General features: G+C 42.9%; 16 protein-coding genes. 13 read left to right on the forward strand and 3 right to left on the reverse strand.

Annotation, left to right across the window (positions count from 1 at the left end):
* The first annotated feature begins 152 nt into the window (after positions 1-152).
* Both I5907_RS21210 and I5907_RS21215 read left to right on the forward strand, forming a co-directional pair.
* Positions 153-1,268, forward strand: a complete 1,116-nt coding sequence (locus tag I5907_RS21210; protein WP_196992868.1) for an AI-2E family transporter — start codon at positions 153-155, stop codon at positions 1,266-1,268.
* Between the two features lie 191 nt (positions 1,269-1,459).
* Positions 1,460-1,906, forward strand: a complete 447-nt coding sequence (locus tag I5907_RS21215; protein WP_196992884.1) for a ribose-5-phosphate isomerase A — start codon at positions 1,460-1,462, stop codon at positions 1,904-1,906.
* Positions 1,907-2,118: 212 nt separating this feature from the next.
* Here I5907_RS21215 and I5907_RS21220 read toward each other — a convergent pair whose 3' ends face one another.
* On the reverse strand, positions 2,119-2,973 hold the full coding sequence (locus tag I5907_RS21220; protein WP_196992869.1) for a nucleotidyl transferase AbiEii/AbiGii toxin family protein: 855 nt from the start codon (positions 2,971-2,973) through the stop codon (positions 2,119-2,121).
* Positions 2,970-3,608, reverse strand: a complete 639-nt coding sequence (locus I5907_RS21225) for a type IV toxin-antitoxin system AbiEi family antitoxin domain-containing protein (protein ID WP_196992870.1) — start codon at positions 3,606-3,608, stop codon at positions 2,970-2,972. The genes I5907_RS21220 and I5907_RS21225 overlap by 4 nt, the downstream gene beginning before the upstream one ends.
* Before the next feature lie 397 nt (positions 3,609-4,005).
* On the opposite strand from I5907_RS21225, the gene I5907_RS21230 reads away from it, so the two are divergent.
* From I5907_RS21230 to I5907_RS21275, 10 genes are all read left to right on the forward strand, one after another.
* A complete protein-coding gene (locus I5907_RS21230; RefSeq protein WP_196992871.1) occupies positions 4,006-4,608 on the forward strand; it encodes a TetR/AcrR family transcriptional regulator in 603 nt (200 codons plus the stop codon).
* 198 nt (positions 4,609-4,806) lie between these two features.
* Complete coding sequence (locus I5907_RS21235; protein ID WP_196992872.1) at positions 4,807-5,958, forward strand: efflux RND transporter periplasmic adaptor subunit; 1,152 nt, start codon at positions 4,807-4,809, stop codon at positions 5,956-5,958.
* Positions 5,959-6,350: 392 nt separating this feature from the next.
* On the forward strand, positions 6,351-9,518 hold the full coding sequence (locus I5907_RS21240; protein WP_196992873.1) for an efflux RND transporter permease subunit: 3,168 nt from the start codon (positions 6,351-6,353) through the stop codon (positions 9,516-9,518).
* 216 nt (positions 9,519-9,734) lie between these two features.
* Positions 9,735-11,147 (forward strand): efflux transporter outer membrane subunit, encoded by a 1,413-nt coding sequence (locus I5907_RS21245; RefSeq protein ID WP_196992874.1) that lies wholly within the window; start codon positions 9,735-9,737, stop codon positions 11,145-11,147.
* Positions 11,148-11,190: 43 nt separating this feature from the next.
* A complete protein-coding gene (locus tag I5907_RS21250) occupies positions 11,191-11,937 on the forward strand; it encodes an SDR family NAD(P)-dependent oxidoreductase (RefSeq protein WP_196992875.1) in 747 nt (248 codons plus the stop codon).
* 686 nt (positions 11,938-12,623) lie between these two features.
* Complete coding sequence (locus tag I5907_RS21255) at positions 12,624-13,856, forward strand: helix-turn-helix domain-containing protein (protein ID WP_196992876.1); 1,233 nt, start codon at positions 12,624-12,626, stop codon at positions 13,854-13,856.
* A 134-nt stretch (positions 13,857-13,990) separates the two neighbouring features.
* Positions 13,991-14,488, forward strand: a complete 498-nt coding sequence (locus I5907_RS21260) for a DoxX family protein (RefSeq protein WP_196992877.1) — start codon at positions 13,991-13,993, stop codon at positions 14,486-14,488.
* Complete coding sequence (locus I5907_RS21265; RefSeq protein ID WP_196992878.1) at positions 14,475-14,840, forward strand: hypothetical protein; 366 nt, start codon at positions 14,475-14,477, stop codon at positions 14,838-14,840. The genes I5907_RS21260 and I5907_RS21265 overlap by 14 nt, the downstream gene beginning before the upstream one ends.
* Positions 14,841-14,912: 72 nt before the next feature.
* A complete protein-coding gene (locus I5907_RS21270; protein WP_196992879.1) occupies positions 14,913-16,721 on the forward strand; it encodes a serine hydrolase domain-containing protein in 1,809 nt (602 codons plus the stop codon).
* Between the two features lie 606 nt (positions 16,722-17,327).
* A complete protein-coding gene (locus I5907_RS21275; RefSeq protein ID WP_196992880.1) occupies positions 17,328-17,636 on the forward strand; it encodes a hypothetical protein in 309 nt (102 codons plus the stop codon).
* 320 nt (positions 17,637-17,956) lie between these two features.
* Here the strand turns inward: I5907_RS21275 and I5907_RS21280 are convergent, their stop codons facing one another.
* Positions 17,957-18,229 (reverse strand): hypothetical protein, encoded by a 273-nt coding sequence (locus I5907_RS21280; protein WP_196992881.1) that lies wholly within the window; start codon positions 18,227-18,229, stop codon positions 17,957-17,959.
* Here I5907_RS21280 and I5907_RS21285 point away from each other — a divergent pair.
* The gene (locus I5907_RS21285; protein WP_196992882.1) at positions 18,208-19,083 is read left to right on the forward strand and encodes a leucine-rich repeat domain-containing protein; all 876 of its coding nucleotides are present in this window, start codon (positions 18,208-18,210) and stop codon (positions 19,081-19,083) included. The genes I5907_RS21280 and I5907_RS21285 overlap by 22 nt on opposite strands.
* Positions 19,084-20,027: the final 944 nt, after the last annotated feature.

The following is a 20,027-nucleotide window of genomic DNA, read 5'->3' on the forward strand; positions in this document are numbered from 1 at the left end:
TGCGCAATGGCCTTTGCACGGGGCGGGTTTTGTCAGGGGAACATGACAGGGAAGCGGGTCAGACAGTTGTCGTGTCGCAGGTTGAGTCGCCGGATCATACGCTGGCATCAATTTGGTCTTGTAATGCAGCAGGGTAATTAAAATCCGCACTCATGTTAACGAAACAACCGCTTTACGTAAAAATCCTCTCCGTCCTCCTGATCCTTTGTATTGTTTTCTACACTTTTTTTATTGCACAGGGGATAATCCTGCCACTCGGCTTTGCCTTCCTGATGGCTGTCTTATTATACCCGCTGGAAAAACTACTGGTAAAGATCCGTTTGCCGAGGGTGGCAGCGATTATCGTGGCACTCCTGGTTGCCAGCCTGACCGCTTTCCTGGTCGTCGCGCTGATCTCATACCAGCTCGCATCATTCCTGGATGACCTGCCGGGAATCAAAAAAAACCTGAATGACTTTTTCGTGAACGCACAGTCGTGGCTGGATAAAACTTTTCATATCAGCAAACGACAACAGGACATTGCCATCAGCGATGCAGGAAAAAATACGCTGACCTCTGCCAAAGCCGCAGCGGGCAGTACGCTTGGGGCGCTGACGACTTCCCTTGGGAATCTGCTCCTGTTACCCATTTACACTTTTCTGCTGATGTATTACCGTGATCACCTGATACATTTTGTCCTTCGTTTGTTTGATGAAGGGGAGGAAAAGCGGGTCGCGCTGGTCATTTCGAAAATCAGGAAGGTCATTCAGCAGTATGTAACGGGCCTGCTGATGGAAACCGGCTGTGTGGCGGTGCTGAACTGTGTGGGATTGCTGCTGCTTGGTATTCCTTACGCCATCCTGCTCGGCGTTATTGGCGCGATATTAAACCTGATTCCTTATATCGGTGGCCTTGTCGCGCTGGTACTGACGGGTATCGTGACGCTCAGTAATACCGGGGACACCGGTAAAACCATAGGGAGTATCGCCGTTTATTTTGTAGTCCAGTTTATTGATAACAATTTCCTGGTGCCACGCATCATTGGCTCCAACGTGAAGCTGAATGCACTGGTATCCATCCTTGCAGTGCTGATCGGCGGAGCGCTCTGCGGGGTGGGAGGGATGTTTTTGAGTTTACCCTTTGTTGCGGTGTTGAAAGTTATCTTCGAAAACGTTGACTCGCTGAAACCATGGGGTCTGTTGCTCGGTGACGAAACCGATGCGCGCTGGATAAAAAGAAGGAAAGGTCCGGAGCTTGCCGGCACCGGGGCGGACCAGACCCCGAAATAAACGGGACAGCGCAGTGTACCCACCGATGAGTGTCTCCGGGAGCAACAATGCCGGGTGGAGGTCTGCACCCCATCTGCGGGTACGAGGCAGGTGTTATTACAGCACGGTTACACCCCGAAAGTTATAGCAGGGTTGCATTACCCCGACCTGTATTTTGATGGCTGTGACCAGTTTGATAAAGATCTGCATGCATTAAAAAGTGGGGGAGTATACATACCATCGAGAAACTGTGTGCTGCCATGGCACGGACATTTATTCTGGTAGGTGATGAAAATAAATATACTGCCAGGCTGACCAATACTTATCCTGTCGTGCTGGAAGTGTTGCCGCAGGCCCGCACTTATGTACCCATAGCCATAAAGGGGTTGTTTGCGGATACGGTGATCAATTACCGTCACACAAACGGAGGCCGGTATACCCGCACGCAAAACAACAATTTGCTCCTGTATGTCTGGTTTGCTCAAATGCCGGAACCTGCACTGTTGGATATTCAGTTAAACCGGATCACACGTGTGGTGGAAACTTCTTTATTCTATAACCTGGCAAACAAAGCCATCAGAGCAGGAGCCGGCGGCATAACAGTTTTGCAAAAAGAGGGTCATATTGTTGAGCAGACATGCTACGGCAGGATGCCCTGAATGACAGCAAATACCGCGGCCGGCAGGATGATATCATCAGGCAGAAACCAGCGTTTTCAGGCTAAAGGAGGCCTGACTCAAAACAAGCAACGGCTGCCTGGCCAGGAGGGCGCTGTTTCATTGAATCATGCGTTGCTGAGATTACTGACAGGCACTGAAGATTTTGGTATGCTGAATGCTTTGTTTGCGCATCTGTCTGCTGTATAAATTGCCTACACAAATTTGATCATTTTCGCCAGGTCACGGAAATAGTCCGGGGACCAGATATCCAGCTTTTGGTAATCTTTGATAAACGGCACGACATCTTCTTTCACCTGGTCCATGGAGACTGAACTGATCCTGTCATTGAGTACCTGAAAGAATGCTTCTTTACTCATGGTATCGGCGGACCAGTTTCCGCTATCCTTCGCCCTTTTTGCCAGGTGTTCCAGGTGTAACGGGATACTTTTCCGGACATACCATTCCATATCATACCAGTCCCTGCCTTTGACACGGTTGGCCCATTTCCGGAAAAGCAAAGCATGCATCTTGCCGGCAAACAAATCCGGCAACCGGTAGCATTTGGTATAGAAGGAGAAGGGCTTTACGAGCAGCTTCTCTTCTGTCTGAAACCCCAATGGCGGTTTCTTGTCAACTTCCAGTTTGATCCTGATGATGGCGTTGAGCTTATCAGGCTTTTCCTGCGGAACGATCCCTTTCAACGTGATCTCCTGCCAGGCAGTGTCCGGTTTTAAAAACGCGGACTCCACATTGCTTTGCTTTGTTTTTTCCTTTTTGGTGATCGTGACCTCCATACCCAGCGCTGCCAGTTCCCTTGCCATTCCGTTGAGGTAAGGCTGCAGGGAAAAATCAGGATTTACTTCCAGCAAAGAGAAGTCAAGGTCCTCCGAAAACCGGTCCAGTCCGTGAAAGATCCGTAAGGCCGTGCCACCGTAAAATGCGGCCACTTCAAAAAAACGGCTTCGCTGCAAACCGGCCAGTGCGATCTCCTGCATGATTTCCCGCAGCGCCTGCTGTGCCTCCTCCTTATTTCGGGGTTGATATTCTTCCAGCCATTCCCTGATCATAGTGCCTCCAGTGTTTTTATCAGCATGCGTAAACTGTTTTGCTTAGCCGCATCCGGGAGCCAGGAGCGGATCATCTCCCTGTCTAAAGTCCGCAAAGGTTCGCGTTCCATGCGCAGGTCCTCTTCTAAAAAAAATTGTGTCTGGCTGACACTGCGAAGCAGTACACCTGTTCTGGTAAGGATCACATCACATAGTGCCTTTTCGGGACCGGCTATCAGTGCCGTTTGATCCTTTGCCAATACCACGCGCCTGATACCAAAACTATAATAGGGCAGTCTTGTTTTGAAGTACCGGAAGAGCCCCGCCGCTGTGCGGAAAGTTCTGGTGGAACCTGTCGTCATCGAACCAATAGCGGTTACCCGTTCGGGGATCAGTCCCCAATGGGAAAGCGCTGCCTCCAGCGACACATAACTTGGTCCGTAAATATGATTTGCCAGGTTAAAAAGGGAAGGCTTTGCATCCTGCAGCGCGTCGCCCGTTATGTATAAGCCCCGCTTTATCCGGGTGAGCATATGTTGCTTTTCCAGCTCCTGTATCTTATTATGCGGGCGCAGGTAATCTTTCAGCAGATCCATCAGGATGCTCATACTGATTGCCTGTCCCTTATATGGCTGCAATGCCTGTTCGATCGTCATGACATGTCATTTTTTGAACAGATAATTGGATAAAATCCAATTATCTGTTGTAAAATTAGCACATTATTGTTATTTATATGCAGATACTGTGATTATGTTACAATATCTGTCAAAATTTTTACAGGCATTGTTTTTCGCAACATGCAAGCAGGTTGTTTCGTTGACCTTAATGTTCCGGCAGTAATGGCAGCTATCTGTGCCCTGCGGGGGTAAATCAATGTCTGGACCATACCTGCAAAAAGCCGCATCTGATTTCCCCCGGAACACAGGCAGTAATAAACACCGGGCATGCTGGTGCAGCGCTGAAGCAGCCACCAGCAAATTTTTTTTGGGAGGAGAAGATGTTTTACCTTAGCTTTGTCTAACGGTGTTAAATTATTTTACACCTAAAATTTAAATGGCAAGTAAAGAACGCATTCAAAGATTAAAGGACGAAACCAGGTGTAATATACTGTCTGCCAGTCTTGACATCGTTAAAGAGGAGGGATGGCCTGCCCTCAGTATGCGTAAAATTGCTGATAAGATAGAATATACAGCGCCTATTATCTACGAATATTTTGGTAACAAAGATGCTATTTTAATAGAGCTTACCCGAATGGGCTACGTAAAACTTTCCAGGCTATTGGTGGAAGCACAAAGTAAATTTACTACGCCTGAAGAACAGCTCGAAGCAATGTGGCTGGCTTACTGGAATTTTGCTTTTGCTGAAAAAGAGCTCTACCAGGTGATGTATGGTGTGGAAATGAACTGTTGTGCAGGTTTTGAAAGCGACTGCCCGGATGTAAAAGGCCCATCAGAAATGCTTTGGAATAAGATTGAAGAAATCACTCCCGTACAAAAACGTACCGAGGAATATGTTGATACCAAGTATTTTACGTTTTGGTCAGTCGTACATGGGCTGATTTCTATCAATTTAACAAGGCAACTGGTATCGGATGAAATTAACCGGCAAGTATTAAAGGACGCAATCAGCGGTATTATTAATGCTATAAAAAACTAATTTTTTTTTGCGTAAGGATTTAACGCTGTTAAATGATTTAATAACGTTTGAACTCGCAACCTGTTATTTAATATCGCAGGTTACTTAGATCCGGAACAGAAACAACAGGCACAGCAAACTGATCTTTTATACTTAACAGCATGAAAGCTGTTTTTTTTAAACTATTTACTTAACACTGTTAAACAATTGAATCGCGTTATGAACAAGCTAAAAAACTATGCAGCTTACGGATTATTCTTATACCTGGTATCCTGTGCAAGCAATGCCATGAATACCCCACCACCTCCACCTGCATTGCCCGTTGTAAAATTAGATACCGGCTCTGTTATCACCTGGCAGGAATATCCTGCTAACGTACAAGGCACAACAAATGTTGACATACGCCCCCAGGTGAGTGGTTACCTCGAAAAGATCTACGTAGAAGACGGCGCTTATGTTACCAAAGGCCAGCCTTTATTCCGTATCAACAGTTCGGAATACGGACAGTACAGCAATACCGCTGCTGCCAACATCCAGTCTGCAAATGGCGCAGTGGAGAAGGCAAAAGTTGAAGTTGAAAGATTACAACCTTTGGTGGCTAATAAAGTGATTGCCGAAGTACAATTAAAAACGGCCCTTGCAAACCTTCATGAAGCGGAAGCTGCTTATCAAAGAGCAGTAAGCGATAAACGCAGCGCAGATATTACACTCGGCTACACCCTTATTACAGCGCCTGTAAACGGCTATGTTGGTCACATCAACTTTAAACAGGGCAGCCTTATTGGTAAAGGAGAATTGGAACCATTAACTGTACTGAGCGAAGTGAATGATGTACATGCATACTTCTCCATGAGCGAAGCTGAGTTTTACAGTTTCTTCGCCAACATCGAAGGCAAAACTGCCGCGGAAAAAATTGCGCATATTCCTGCCGTTGAACTGAAACTAGCCGATAACAGTATTTACCACACAAAAGGAAAAGTAGAACTCGTGCAGGGTCAGTTTGACCGTAGTTCGGGCAGTATAGCATTCAGGGCAGTATTTGCAAACCAGGACAGGCTGTTGCGGTCAGGTATCACCGGTAAAATCCGCATTCCGTTTGCTCAGCAAAATAAATTGCTTGTGCCTGAGGAAGCCACTTATGAATTGCAGGATAAAGTGTACGTCTTCGCTGTAGGCGATAGTAATAAAGTGGTCAGCAGGGAGATCAGCATTAAAGGTAAAAGTAATGGCAACTACATTGTTGATAAAGGGGTAGAAAACGGTGAAACCATTGTTTTCAGTGGCTTACAGCGGTTAAGAGACGGTGCAGTTATTACACCGCAGCGTATTTCTTTCGACAGCGTGTTGAACACTACAGTTGCAAAGCAATAACAAAAAACAATCATCAATTATATCAACAAAGTGTGGTGATTTTCTTTTGAACCCGGCTGCAGCGCTGCTATCATCGGCTCTTGCGTCGCACACTTGTACTGTAAGCATATAGTGCGGCAATGTGCAGACAGGTTCATTGTATAGGGCAGGTTCAAAACATAATCAACACACTTATTTTTCTCAGCATTTATGCTGATGGTAACTGCTTTGCTCTATACATAACAAACCAATAGCAAATGTTTGAAATAGCAGGGATGCTGCAATGTGCAGCAACATGATCCGAACGCACAAGTGAGTGACACAACAGAAGAAGAAAGTAGTAATGCAGTTAAGCACAAAATCCGGATGCTTTCATCAGCAACCAACGCAACAATCAATCACAAAATATTTTTATGTTCAGAAAATTTATAGAACGACCCGTACTCTCCACCGTGATCTCTATACTGCTGGTATTGGCCGGCATAGTATCGCTCAGATCGCTGCCCATCACACAGTTCCCTGATATTGCCCCACCGGCAGTATTGGTAACAGCAGCTTATCCCGGTGCCAGTGCAGAAGTGGTGGCACGATCCGTTGCAACCCCTTTGGAAGAAGCCATCAACGGGGTAGAGAACATGACTTACATGACCTCAAATTCCAACAACGACGGCACGATGACGCTGAGTGTTTTCTTCAAGGCCGGCACAGACCCTGACATAGCTTCTGTAAATGTGCAGAACCGCGTAGCAAAAGCCAGCAGCCTTGTGCCGCAGGAAGTTTTGCAGGCAGGTATCAGCACACAAAAACAACAGAACAGCATCATCATGGCCATTGCGTTATATACGAACGACAGCAGTTATGATGAAACATTTTTACAGAACTATGCAAGGATAAATATTGTGCCCGAAATACAGCGTGTTCATGGCGTTGGCCAGGCAACGATATTTGGTTCAAAAGACTATGCCATGCGTATCTGGTTAAAGCCAGACAGGCTTGCAGCGTATAATCTTTCTGTGCAGGATGTAATGGCGGCAATCAAAGAACAAAACCTGGAAGCGGCACCCGGTAAGTTTGGTGAGGGCAGTGAAGAGTCTTTTGAATATGTGATCAAATACAAAGGCAAGCTTAGCAGGAATGAAGATTATGAGAATATTATTTTAAAAAGTAACAATGATGGTGCTTCCATCAGGTTAAAAGATGTAGCAAGAGTGGATCTTGGTTCGTTCAATTATTCAGCAGATGCAAAAGTTGATGATGGTCCTTCAACAGGTATCCTGATTTACCAGACTGCAGGCTCCAATGCCAACGATATACTTACAGAAGTAAACAGCATCATGGAACGGGTGAATAAAGACCTCCCCAAAGGTGTTAAGACCTTTGTGCCATACTCAGCAAAAGAGTTCTTAGATGCTTCTATTGATAAAGTAGCGCACACATTGATTGAAGCGTTTATACTGGTATTCATTGTAGTGTTTCTGTTCCTGCAGGATTTTCGTTCTACATTGATTCCCGCAATAGCTGTTCCGGTTGCTGTTCTGGGTACTTTCTTCTTTATGCAGTTGTTTGGCTTTACCATTAACCTGCTTACTTTATTCGCATTGATACTCGCTATCGGTATCGTAGTAGATGACGCGATCGTTGTGGTGGAAGCAGTACATACCAAAATGGCGAATGAACATTTGCCTGCAAGAGCTGCTACAATTAAAAGCATGCATGAAATATCCGGCGCTATTATTTCTATTACGCTTGTAATGGCTGCCGTGTTTGTTCCCGTGGGTTTTATGCAGGGCCCGGCCGGCATCTTTTATAAACAGTTTGCATTTACACTGGCTATTGCCATTCTTATCTCGGCGGTGAATGCATTAACATTGAGCCCTGCATTATCTGCATTGTTTTTGAAGAACAATCACCAGGGGGCTAACACAAAACCTGTAAACTTTAAACAAAGATTTTTTAAGGCATTCAATGCAGGATTTGAAAATATTACGGGCAGGTACGGTCGAAGCCTGCGGTTTCTTATCAAAACAAAATGGATCGCATTAACAGGCCTTTTTGCTATTACGATTACAACCGTAATATTAATAAAACAAACGCCGACAGGTTTTATACCTACCGAAGATCAAAGCATCTTTTTGTATTCACTGAACATGCCTGCAGGAGCATCATTAGAACGTACAAAGAAAGTAGTGAAACGCGTGGACAGCATTATAGCTACCGTTGAAGCTGTAGAAAAATCTTATAGTGTTGCGGGTATGAATATTATTACCAATGCTACAAGTCCTATCAGCGCGCTGGCATTTGTAAAATTGAAAAAGCCAGGTACAAGAGGCCATACAGAAGATATCAACGCAATACTTGGCGAAGTAAATCAAAAGCTTTCTGTAATCTCTGCAGCAGATCTCTTCACATTTACACTGCCTACTGTGCAAGGCTTCGGAAACACCAATGGCTTTGAATTAATACTGCAGGACAGGGCCGGCGGCAAACTTGAAAATCTGAGCGCAACTGCTTATGGCTTTATAGGTGAACTAATGAAGCGTCCAGAGATCATGTATGCATTTACAACCTTCAATACAGGCAACCCGCAATACAAATTAAACATAGATGAAGACAGGGCAAAACAACTGGGTGTGTCCATCAATGAAATACTGCAAACAATGCAGGTGTACTATGGCAGTTACCAGGCAAGCGATTTTAACCGCTTTGGTAAGCAGTACAAAGTAATACTGCAATCAGATGTTGCCTATCGCATAGATCCTGAAACGCTGAATGATGTGCAGGTAAAGAATAACGAAGGTATAATGGTGCCGATCAAATCGCTGGTTAACCTGGAGAAGGTGTACGGCCCTGAAACAGTGACGAGAAACAACCTCTTTAATGCTGTTACAATAAACGGCGTACCCAGGCCGGGATACAGTAGCGGTGAGGCTTCGAAAGCAGTGCAGGAAGTAGCTGCAGCATATTTACCAAGAGGTTATGCATATGAGTGGGGCGGACTTGCAAGAGAAGAAGAAAGTGCAGGCTCGCAAACCACGCTCATCTTTATCATGTCACTCATCTTCGTGTACTTCTTACTGGCAGCGCAATACGAAAGTTATATTCTTCCGCTTGCAGTGATATTATCTGTGCCTACAGGTTTACTGGGCGTGTTTGCATTCATCAATCTTGCAGGTATTGAAAACAATATTTATGTGCAGGTTGGGCTGATCATGCTGATTGGTTTGCTGGCAAAGAATGCAATATTGATTGTAGAGTTTGCCGTACAAAAAAGAAAGGATGGCATGTCTGTAAGGCATGCTGCCATTGAAGCTGCAAGGTTACGCCTTCGTCCTATACTCATGACTTCATTCGCTTTTATTGCGGGTCTTGTTCCGTTGCTGATGGCAACAGGCGCTTCTGCAATGGGTAACCGTTCTATTGGTACAGGTGCGGTTGGCGGTATGCTTACAGGTGTATTGCTCGGCATCTTTGTTATACCTGTTTTGTTTGTCATCTTTCAAACATTACAGGAAAAGGTTACAAAGAAAAGAGTGGTTGAACCTGATGGACTATTGATTGAAAGATTAGAGATGGCTAATTGATTTTCGTGAACAACCTGTAATACCTGTAGCAGCATCGTTGTGTCACTCACTTGTACGTTCTGCACATTGCTGGGCAAAGAACAAGCCGCTGAAGAGTGCGACGCAACCGGGGCTTTATAGTAGTAATACAGTTGGGTACATAATAAAACGAACGGATAACACCATGTTGCGGCTTTTGGTAATACATACGAATTATAGCATAATAAAAAATTTCAAATGAAAATTATACTCACCTGTTTTACTGCAATCATGTTTTTACTAAGTGCATGTAAAGTGTCAAAAGATATAGGTGCACCAACAGACGCGGCGCCTGTTGCCTACAGGAATGCCGATACGACGACAACAGATACAGCAAGCATTGCAAACATCGAATGGAAGCATTTTTTTACGGATCATGATCTTCAGCAACTGATTGACAGCAGCATTGCCAATAATTATGACATGCAGGTAGCTTTAAAAAATATAGCAGCTGCGCAGCTGGTTTTAAAACAAAGTAAACTTGGCTATTTACCAAATGTAAACCTGCAGGCAAATGCAACGATCAACAGGCCTTCCGATAACAGTTTGAATGGTATAAGTCTTAGCCAGTTTCTTGGAAAATCTTATGTGGAAGATTATACTGTTAGTGGCGCCATAAGCTGGGAAGCAGATATCTGGGGCAAAATAAAAAATCAAAAAGAAAAAGCATTGGCCTCCTTCCTGCAAACAGGTGAAGCAAGAAAGGTAATACAAACAAACCTTGTTGCATCTGTTGCAAGTGGCTATTATAATTTATTGATGCTCGATACACAGGTTGCCATCGCAAAGAAGAATCTCCTGCTGAATGACAGCACACTCGGTATTATCAGGTTACAATACAATGCCGGCGAAGTAACTGCATTGGCGGTGCAGCAGGCCACGGCCCAGCGTTTACTGGCAGCGCAGCTTATTCCACAACTTGAACAGGAAATAGCGGTACAGGAAAATGCCCTGAGTTTACTGGCAGCTGTAGCACCTGCTGCTATTAAAAGAAACAGCGGCATTAACAATGTTCAGTTTACAACAAGAAATGCGGTTGGTGTTCCTTCCGCGTTATTGCAAAACAGGCCGGATGTAAAAGCAAGTGAACTGGAACTGGCAAAAGCAAATGCGAATACTGGCATTGCAAAGGCAAACATGTATCCATCTTTAACGATAACTGCATCTGGTGGTCTCAATGCTTTTAAAGCAAGTAACTGGTTTAATATTCCTGCTTCATTATTCGGCGCTGCCGCGGGCAGTATTGCACAGCCCCTGTTTCAGCGCAAACAATTAAAAACGCAATACGAACTGGCAAAAATTGACAGGGAAAAAAGAGTGATAGAATTCAGGCAATCTGTTTTAACTGCGGTTGGAGAAGTAAGTGATGCATTGGTAAAAGTAAATAAACTGGAAGAACAGCAAAGCATTGCTGCAACAAGAGTAGATGCTTTGCAACAAGCGATAGGAAATGCAGACCTGCTGTTTAAAAATGGCATGGCTAATTACCTTGAAGTGATTACAGCGCAAAGCAATGTATTGCAGGGAGAACTTGAATTGGCTGCATTGAAAAAAGAACAATTGCATGCAACGGTGGAATTGTATCGTGCACTCGGGGGTGGATGGAAGTAAAAAATAAAAATACAATACACATTATCATTTTAAATCAACAGACATGGCAAAGTTAACAAACAAGGTAGCGATCATAACAGGCGCTTCTAAAGGCATCGGAGCCGGTATTGCAAAAGCTTACGGAACAGCAGGCGCATCAGTAGTGGTAAATTATGCATCAGACAAAGACGGGGCAGAGCGTGTGGTAAATGAAATTACTGCCGGCGGCGGTAAGGCAGTGGCAGTACAGGGAAGCGTAGCAATTGCAGCAGATGTACGGCGAATATTTGCAGCAGCACAACAGGCATTTGGCAAAGTAGATATACTGGTGAACAATGCCGGTGTATTTCGCTTTGACCCGCTGGAAGCAGTAACGGAAGATGAATTTCACCGCCAGTTTAACACCAATGTGCTGGGAACTATTCTTGCCACGCAGGAGGCGCTGCAATATTTTGATCAAGGCGGCAGCGTGATCAATATCGGATCTGTCATCAGTGACAACCCCATGGCCAATTCCGTTGTGTACTCAGCTACAAAAGGCGCAGTGGATACCATTGCGGTGGCTTTATCAAAAGAACTTGGTGCAAAAAAGATTCGTGTGAACACTATTGCACCGGGTGCCGTAGAAACAGAAGGTACACATACTGCCGGTATTATCGGCAGCGGGTTTGAAACGGAGATGATCGCAAATACGCCGCTGGGCAGGCTTGGTCAGCCGGATGATATTGCAAAAGTTGCCGTCTTTCTTGCGTCGGATGATGCCACATGGGTAAACGGGGAGAAGATCAAGGTCAGCGGGGGAGCGCGATAACAGCCTGATTTTTTCAGCGGCTCCTGTTACAAACAGGTTGCGGCCGGCTAAGCATACCGTTTTGACCTTTCCTGCATAAGGAATCACCTTGTCAGCGGACTATGTGATAAATCACATCAGGTTAGGTGAATAATCACCTTTTCCGGATGAGCGCCTGCCCGCATCTTTGTGCCGTTGCTGACGTGGAAAATAAACTTATTCATTGGGGGTGAAAAGTTGAGAAACACCGGACAGCCTGGTTCACCCGGGCTGTTTGCTTTTGCGGAAGGAATGTATTATTCATTAGTCCGGACGGTGCCCCATGCTTCTGCAGGAACGATAAATGATATTGTTTTTAGTAAGAACCAGGGCAGTAAATGATAATTCGCAAACTCTCCCTCAGGAAACTTTCTGGTGACTATCTAAACGCTGCGAAAATTGTTATTGGTCCATTTGTTCTATCAAGAAGTTTCAATAAAACCGCAACGTAACGATGCTATAAAAAACTACCGTACAAGGTGAGTGACACAACAGCAGCCTAATAGTTGCAATACTGCGGGTAACATACCATCCGAAAAAAGATACAGCAATAATTATATTTCAAAAATGCGTAAGCAAAAGCAGGCTTATTGCATCATTCCTTTTACGATTACAAAACGGTACAAGGTTATCAATTATATTTAACCCTCAACATCACGAACGATTCAATGCAGTTTGATTTTAATCTTCGGAGCTCTTTCCTCCTTATTTTTTTTGTTCATACACTCGTTTATAGTGGTTTGTTTTTTTACCGGTATAAGAAAAAAGAACAGCGCTCCAGTCTCTGGATGGGCTTCTTCCTGCTGCTGGCCGCACTTTACATAAGCCCGTGGATGTTGGGGTTTTCAGGCTGGTATGGTCACCAGCCTTACCGGAACATTTTGTTCTATGTACCTTTTCAACATCTTTTTTTGATAGGGCCGGTGATATTCTTTTATGTGGCCACCTTATTTAATCCGCACTTCAGGTTAAATGGCAAAAACTGGTTACACTTTTTACCGGCTATGCTTTACCTGCTGTTTTGTATTGTAATGGTAGTGTATGATCAGTTGATTGTACAACAATATTATTTTCTCAAAAAGGAGCAGGACCCTGATTTTGATGACTGGTACCAGATAGCCGGTTATATAAGCATGATCACTTACTTTGTTGCATCCATAAAATATTACTATAATTACAGGAAAACGGTAGAGGCGATCATTAGCAACGCGGCAGAATTTCTTTTTGCATGGGTAAGAAATTTTTTATTTGCGTTTTTGTTTATTCTCTCTGCATGGTTTTTTATTGCGGTGTTTGGTTTGTTTTACCAGATCAATTATGTAATTACCTGGTGGTACTTCCTGGGCTTTGCCATTATTTGCTATTACATTGCGATTGCAGGATATTCGAATGCGGTAGAAGCAAAGCTTTTTTTCCAGGGCAGTTTCTTCAATACTGATCAGCGGATTTACCTGGTTGATCGGGTGATTCCTTTAAGTCTTGGTTATGTGGAAGCAGACATACAGGAAATAAGCTTGCAGGAAATAAACAACAACAGCGAGGCAGCTAATCCCAAACTTGCACTATGGAAAGAACAGATTGAAAAGCTATTGACAGAAGAACAGGTTTACCTGGAACCCGAACTTACATTGCTTGATATAGCGAAAAGATTACAAACCAATATTTCTAACCTCAGCCTTGTAGTCAATACATCTTTCCAAAGCAACTTTAATGATCTTATTAACCGTTACAGGGTAAACCATTTTATAGTGTTGTTGGATAATGCCGAACATAAAAAGCAAACACTTTTATCCCTTGCCTTTGAAAGCGGCTTCAACAGCAAGACCACTTTTAACCGGGCCTTCAAAAAAAACACCGGTTTATCACCCGTTGAATACATCAAAACAAAAGTGGATAAATAGCTGATAATCATGTAAATGGATTTTTTGATATGCTATGCAGATAATATGAACCCTGTTTTTGATGGTTCACATCATCATTTGGAACGCCTGTTTAAATGGCTTTTTCAAATTTTGGGGCATTGAAAAAATGTTCCATGAAAAAATTCTTTACACGCATCACAGCACCTGTAAAACTTCCCTACTGGCCACAGGATTTGTTGCTCCTCATCCCGAGAATTTATTGCGGCTATCTTTTGTCTTTCAATTTTGGCGCAGCCAAGTTTGGGTTGCCGTGGAGCCCGGATGAAACCAACCTGCGTTTATTTGAAGTAGCGTTTTGGTTCCCTAACGACATAGCCGAACATGGTGGTGTTTTCGCTATGTTTCCTGCAACGCTTGCATGGTTGGGTGCATTTAGCGAAGGCGTTGGTGGCCTTGCGCTCATCCTCGGTTTTCAATTAAGGTTGTTTTCCTTTTTAATTGGCTGCACTATGTTGGTTGCTGCTTTTGTTCAACACGCCGGTCACGATCTCTGGCAGCAGTTACCTGCCATTGGTTTCTTATGGGTGGCAATTTATTCGCTTATCCTCGGTGGCGGAAGATTCAGTTTAGATTATCTCATTGCTCAAAAACTTCGTTATGAAAAAAAATAAATTAATGATCCTGCTGTTAGCAGTCGTTTTGCTTGGTGGATGTGTGCAAGAGGCACACCTCAAAACCGTGATGGTTACGCTTACCGTTCACAACAAAAAAGGGATACAGGCAGTTGGCATACGCGGCAACGGTAACCCGCTTACATGGGAGCAGGATTACCCGATGACGGCCGTGGTAACAGATTCTGTATATCATGCCAGCTTTAAAACAATGACGGCTTTTAAATTTACAGAGATGAAATTTACCGTAGATGGAGCATGGGAACTGGAAGGTAGGCCCAACAGAAAAGTTGTTTACCCGGAAAACCGCGATACGGTTGTTGTAAATGCAGTTTTTGATCAGCAGGATTGATGATACCATCCGTTTGCTCAACCAGCTATACTTCACCACATCGTTTATCTTATAACACAAACAAAACAGTATATGTATAAATATTTCCTGGCTTTTTTCCTGGTTGTTGCAGCAAAAGCTGTTGGCCAGCAAACCACTACAGCTCAGAAAATAAAAGAAGTCGAAAACAGCCTGATGCAGTATGTTCCCGTAAAAGGCTTTGCAGGCTGGAACATACTGGACCGTATGAAGTATTATAAAGTGCCGGGATTGAGTATTGCGGTCATCAGTAATTATAAAGTGGACTGGGCAAAAGCTTATGGCATGGCCGATACAACTTTGCATACACCGGTTACTACAGAAACCATGTTTTCAGCAGGTTCCATCAGTAAATTGCTGATGGCAGTAACCGCACTAAAACTGGTAGAAACGGGCAAAATATCACTCGATAGCCCGATCAATAATTACCTCACCTCGTGGAAACTTGCCGGCAATGCTTTTACACAAAAAACACCCGTTACATTAAGGATGCTGTTGAGCCATAAAGGAGGAACCAGCCAGTCTTCTTATTTCGGTTTTACGCCGGATAAAAACCCCCTGCCCACCATCGTACAAATTTTAAACGGAGACCCCGTTGCAGCAACAAGAAGAGTGGTGGTAAACAGCGAACCCAACAAAGTATTTCAGTATTCAGGTGGTGGCAGTATGATAGCACAGATGGCGTTGATGGATGTAAGCCACCAGTCATTTGATGCGCTTACAAAGCAGGTACTGTTTGATAAACTGGGCATGAAACATTCCACTTTTGCGCAGCCTGTTCCGGCGGCATTTGCCGGTAAAACGGCATGGGGTTATTCGGCAGCATCCTGGTATAAAGGCATGCCGTATGTATATCCGCAACAGGCCGCTGCGGGTCTTTACACAACGCCAACAGATCTTGCAAAATTTTTTATTGACATACAGTTATCTGTACTGGGCAAAGGCAACGTGTTGGGTAAAGGAATGGCCAATGAAATGCTCACACCGCAGGTAGATGTATCAGACGGTGGTTATAAAGAGCAAATGGGTGTTGGCCCATTCCTGCTGCAACGTACAGATAACAGGGATACAGCAGGTATTTACTTTGAGTTCACCGGTGTAAATGCGGGTTTTCTTGCTTATGGTATTGCCAGTATAAAAGGCGGTAACGGTGTCGTGGTTATGCTTAATTCAGGCGATGACCAGAATGGTATTGGCAAAGAGATCAGGAGGGCTGTTGCAAAAACATATCATTGGGTCAATTACCTGCCCGAAACAATTCAGCCGGTTACATTAAGCAATGAACAGTTGGATAAAATGGCCGGCCGCTACCGGATGGGCGCTAATGAAGTATTGTACCTGCGGCGGGAAAACAATTACCTGGTAGAGAACATCAATGAAGGTAATGATATTTATTGTTTCCCCGTTGCAGCAGATACTATTGTGTTTACTGACTTTAACGTAAAAGGTTTTTTTACATTCAATAATGATGGCGAAGCTGTTTCCCTGCAATCGGTGTGGCAGGATAAACCAATGCGTAAAATGAAAGCAAATGAGTTTACAGCCAACGAATACCTTAAGATGAAAAATTACACAGCGGCAAAAAAAGCTTTTGGCGAATTACACCTGAATGAATACCAGCTTACTTATATCGCTTATGACTTGCTGAACAAAAAGCCTGCAGACTTTGAAGCGGCGAAAACCCTACTCGATGTTACCACGGAACAACACCCAAATGCAGGGATCGTTTACAGCCGCTGGGGTGAGTATTATCAAAAGCAGCACGATACAGCCAATGCCATCAAAAATTACCAGCAGGCACTAAAGCTGGACCCTAATGATACACAGGCCAAAGAAATACTCATGACATTGATGAAGCAGTAAAATGTTTTAGAGATTTCATGTCGCAGGCAGTATATCGCTGTGCAGCTTTGGTTGTGTCACTCACTTGTACGTTCGGTAGTTGGGTGATTTGCAGCGTTGCGGTTCACGACTACATATTAATCTATTCAATCTGTAAAGAGAAAAGACTTGAATCAAAATGTCACAGAAAAACGTTGCAGCAATTCTTGATAAATTAGTCTGCTTTATTAGTCAGGTCGAAAGCGCAATTCATCCTGCAAAATATAACCTTGATCATTTAAATATATTGCCTGGCGAATTTGATTATGCGCCCAAAGATTTCATGCAACCCACTTGCTGAAAAAGGAAATTAGCATTAAATACATCAAGGATTTGTCAGGTGGTTTCAACATCAAAATCACTTAGCGAAATTTACATGTACGCAAAGAAAAGTCGATAAATACAATAAGCCTTTTAAATGACCGCTGGCAGAAAAATACGATAGCATAGTAAGTTGTATTTGCGCCACTACAATTGAAAAAGGCGAACACAAAAATACTGATTACCAACAGCTCTTTTTTTGAACTATTTATTGGAGTGGCGTATATTTAAGTGTTATGTGCCACTTTAGTGCAACCCTCTACGACAATGAAGAATTTTAATAAACAGACATTCATTATTGCAACAATTCTATTTGGACTGTTGCTTATCCCGAGTTTTTTGGCAGCTTGGGCTGAAGATGAAGGAACGCTTGGTACAAATATTATCTGGGTAACATTTGCTAAGCTTTTTCATATTCTTCGCTTTCCGACTCATACTTTACTGTGGACACTTTTTGCAAACGGAGGTGCGACAATTTATTTTGTAGGACTTATCATTAACTGTTTGTTTTATGGTTTTATAACGCAACGACTCCTCTCATTTGCAAAACGTAAACGACTTACAAGTGCAGACTAATTTAAAGCTATATCATAAACTATTACCGTTGCTTATCATTCCGATATGTTTATTTTTATTTGTGACATTTGGTTGGAGTGCATTTGCGACAATAACAGAGCGGAGCGGACTTAACGGAAACATGTATTACTACTACAATTTGACACGCCTTCAATATTCCTTTTACACAGCACTTATTTCATTTGTTGGACTTTGTTTCATTTTTTTATTAACCGCCTACTTATTTAAAGGAAGCCCTTCAAAGCTGACAAAACTATTTTGGTACTTTTTAATTTTCGTTGGAGTTTTAATTATTTTCGAAATATACTTGCAGACAAGATTTACAGAAAAGGGGTAGCTTTCAAAGCAAAGCGGCACATAACATTGGGTTTGCTGCAAGGCTGGCTGGACATTGGAGCAATGGTCATTTTATCGCTGTTGTGCTTCATCTGGGCTGGACAAACATAGCTGGGCTTTTGTTTGTTAACTTGTACTTTTATATCTTTAATCAGCAGCGGTTCCGGGCGGACGAGCAATGAATTCCAGCCCTGCAGCAAGCCCTGCCCGTTGCCTGCTACTTTAAACGACCACCGTGCAAGAAATAAACCTTTCATCAAAAGAGCTTAAAAGTTTTCCACTTGACATCTTAGGTCTGACAGATGTTGAAAAGTTAGACTTATCAACGAACACAGGTTCGTGGGACAGTTGGCTTTATCCAAATGAGTTTATTTCATTGCCAAACGAAATTGCAAACTTAAAAAGTCTGACATATCTCAATTTGGCACGGACTTGTTTGGAATATTTACCTGAGACATTTAATCAATTAAATAACCTAACTTATCTTGACTTGTCCTCAAATAAGCTAACAGAGTTTCCAAAACCTGTTATAAAATTATTTCAATTAGAATACTTAGACCTTTCGGCTTGCACTATTTTGACCATACCAGACGAAATTGAAAATCTAAAAAAATTAAAAATTCTTAAGTTGGACAGTTGCGGCTTAGGGACAATTCCAAAAACTATTAGAAAGTTAGAAAGCTTAGAGGAACTGCATCTTTACAACAACTATCTGCAAAAATTACCATCAGAAATCGGAGAACTTAAGAATTTGAAAATTTTAATGTTAGGTAGTTATGAAAATAACCACAACCAAATAAAGGAACTTCCTGCTGAAATAGGACAACTTAAAAACATTGAATACATTCACTTAGGAAACAACAAACTAAAATCGTTGCCTCGCCAAATCGCCAATTGTACTAAGCTAAAAGAACTTGCATTGTGGTGTAATGAATTTGAAGAAATCCCTGAATGGCTATCAGAGATGAATTTAAAAGACTTAAATTTTTACACAAACAAAATTCAGCACTTACCGACAAACTATAAGTTTTTAACTAAGATACCGAAGCTTACACTTGACAAACACCTTGACAAGGAACTTGCAAGTAAAAGAAAATGGAAATGGTTCTGACGAAAAGCAGCAGGCAACAAAAGTATTTGCAAAAGCAGGGCAGGACAATGTAACATCAGCTATGTGCAGTCATCAGCAGCGGTTCGGGCTCGACGTTTAATGTTAAGCTTTAGTTCTTAACTTCAACAACATATTTTCAAATGGGCATTTGTTCGTGGCTGGACAATCAATGAATTCCCTGCCTTCGCAAATACTCGAACGTTGGGCGTCATACAATGAAAAATCTTCAGACTACAATTTTATCGTTTGACAATTGGACACAACCATGGAAATTTTACGAGTTTGTGGTAAATGACAAAGAGCTAATTTCTGGGGATGTGGAACTATTCAAAGAAGTTTGGAACAGAGCAAGCGATGTTAAGTTTTGGAATTTTAGCGACTTGACATTGGGTTGTCAAGCCTGTCAGAAATTTATCATGGATAATTATGATTTAGCAAATGAGGCCGTTGTTTCAATAGTTAGGGCGATATCGTATCAATGGAAATAGGGAGCTAAGATAAACCCGCAAATTATTTTTCTGTTCCAAGTGTTGTTGCTACAGGCATAAAAGATGATTGATACTATGGCAGGGCAGTTTGCAAATGCATTTGATAATAGAGGAGGAGACTGCGACAAATCATGAGAGATGTACGAACGCCCAACATTGGGTTTTATGCAAGTTGGGCATGACCAGCAAACATCAACTAATTGCAAATCCAGGCTGTGGTTCGGGCTGGACAAACAACTTTCAACTTTAATTATTAAATTCAACTTTATATTTTCAATCAGCAGCGGTTGTGGGCAGACGAATAACAATTCCCAACCTGCATAAAGCCGTGTACGTTGGCGGTAATTTTATGAAGACCCTACTAACCATCATAATTCATTTTTTATCTGTAGCTGTATTTGGACAGACTAAGACGCTTTACAATGTGATAAACCCAAACGGGGACACTTCGTTTTG

The sequence above is a fragment of the Panacibacter microcysteis genome, from assembly GCF_015831355.1.
GTDB lineage: Bacteria > Bacteroidota > Bacteroidia > Chitinophagales > Chitinophagaceae > Panacibacter > Panacibacter microcysteis.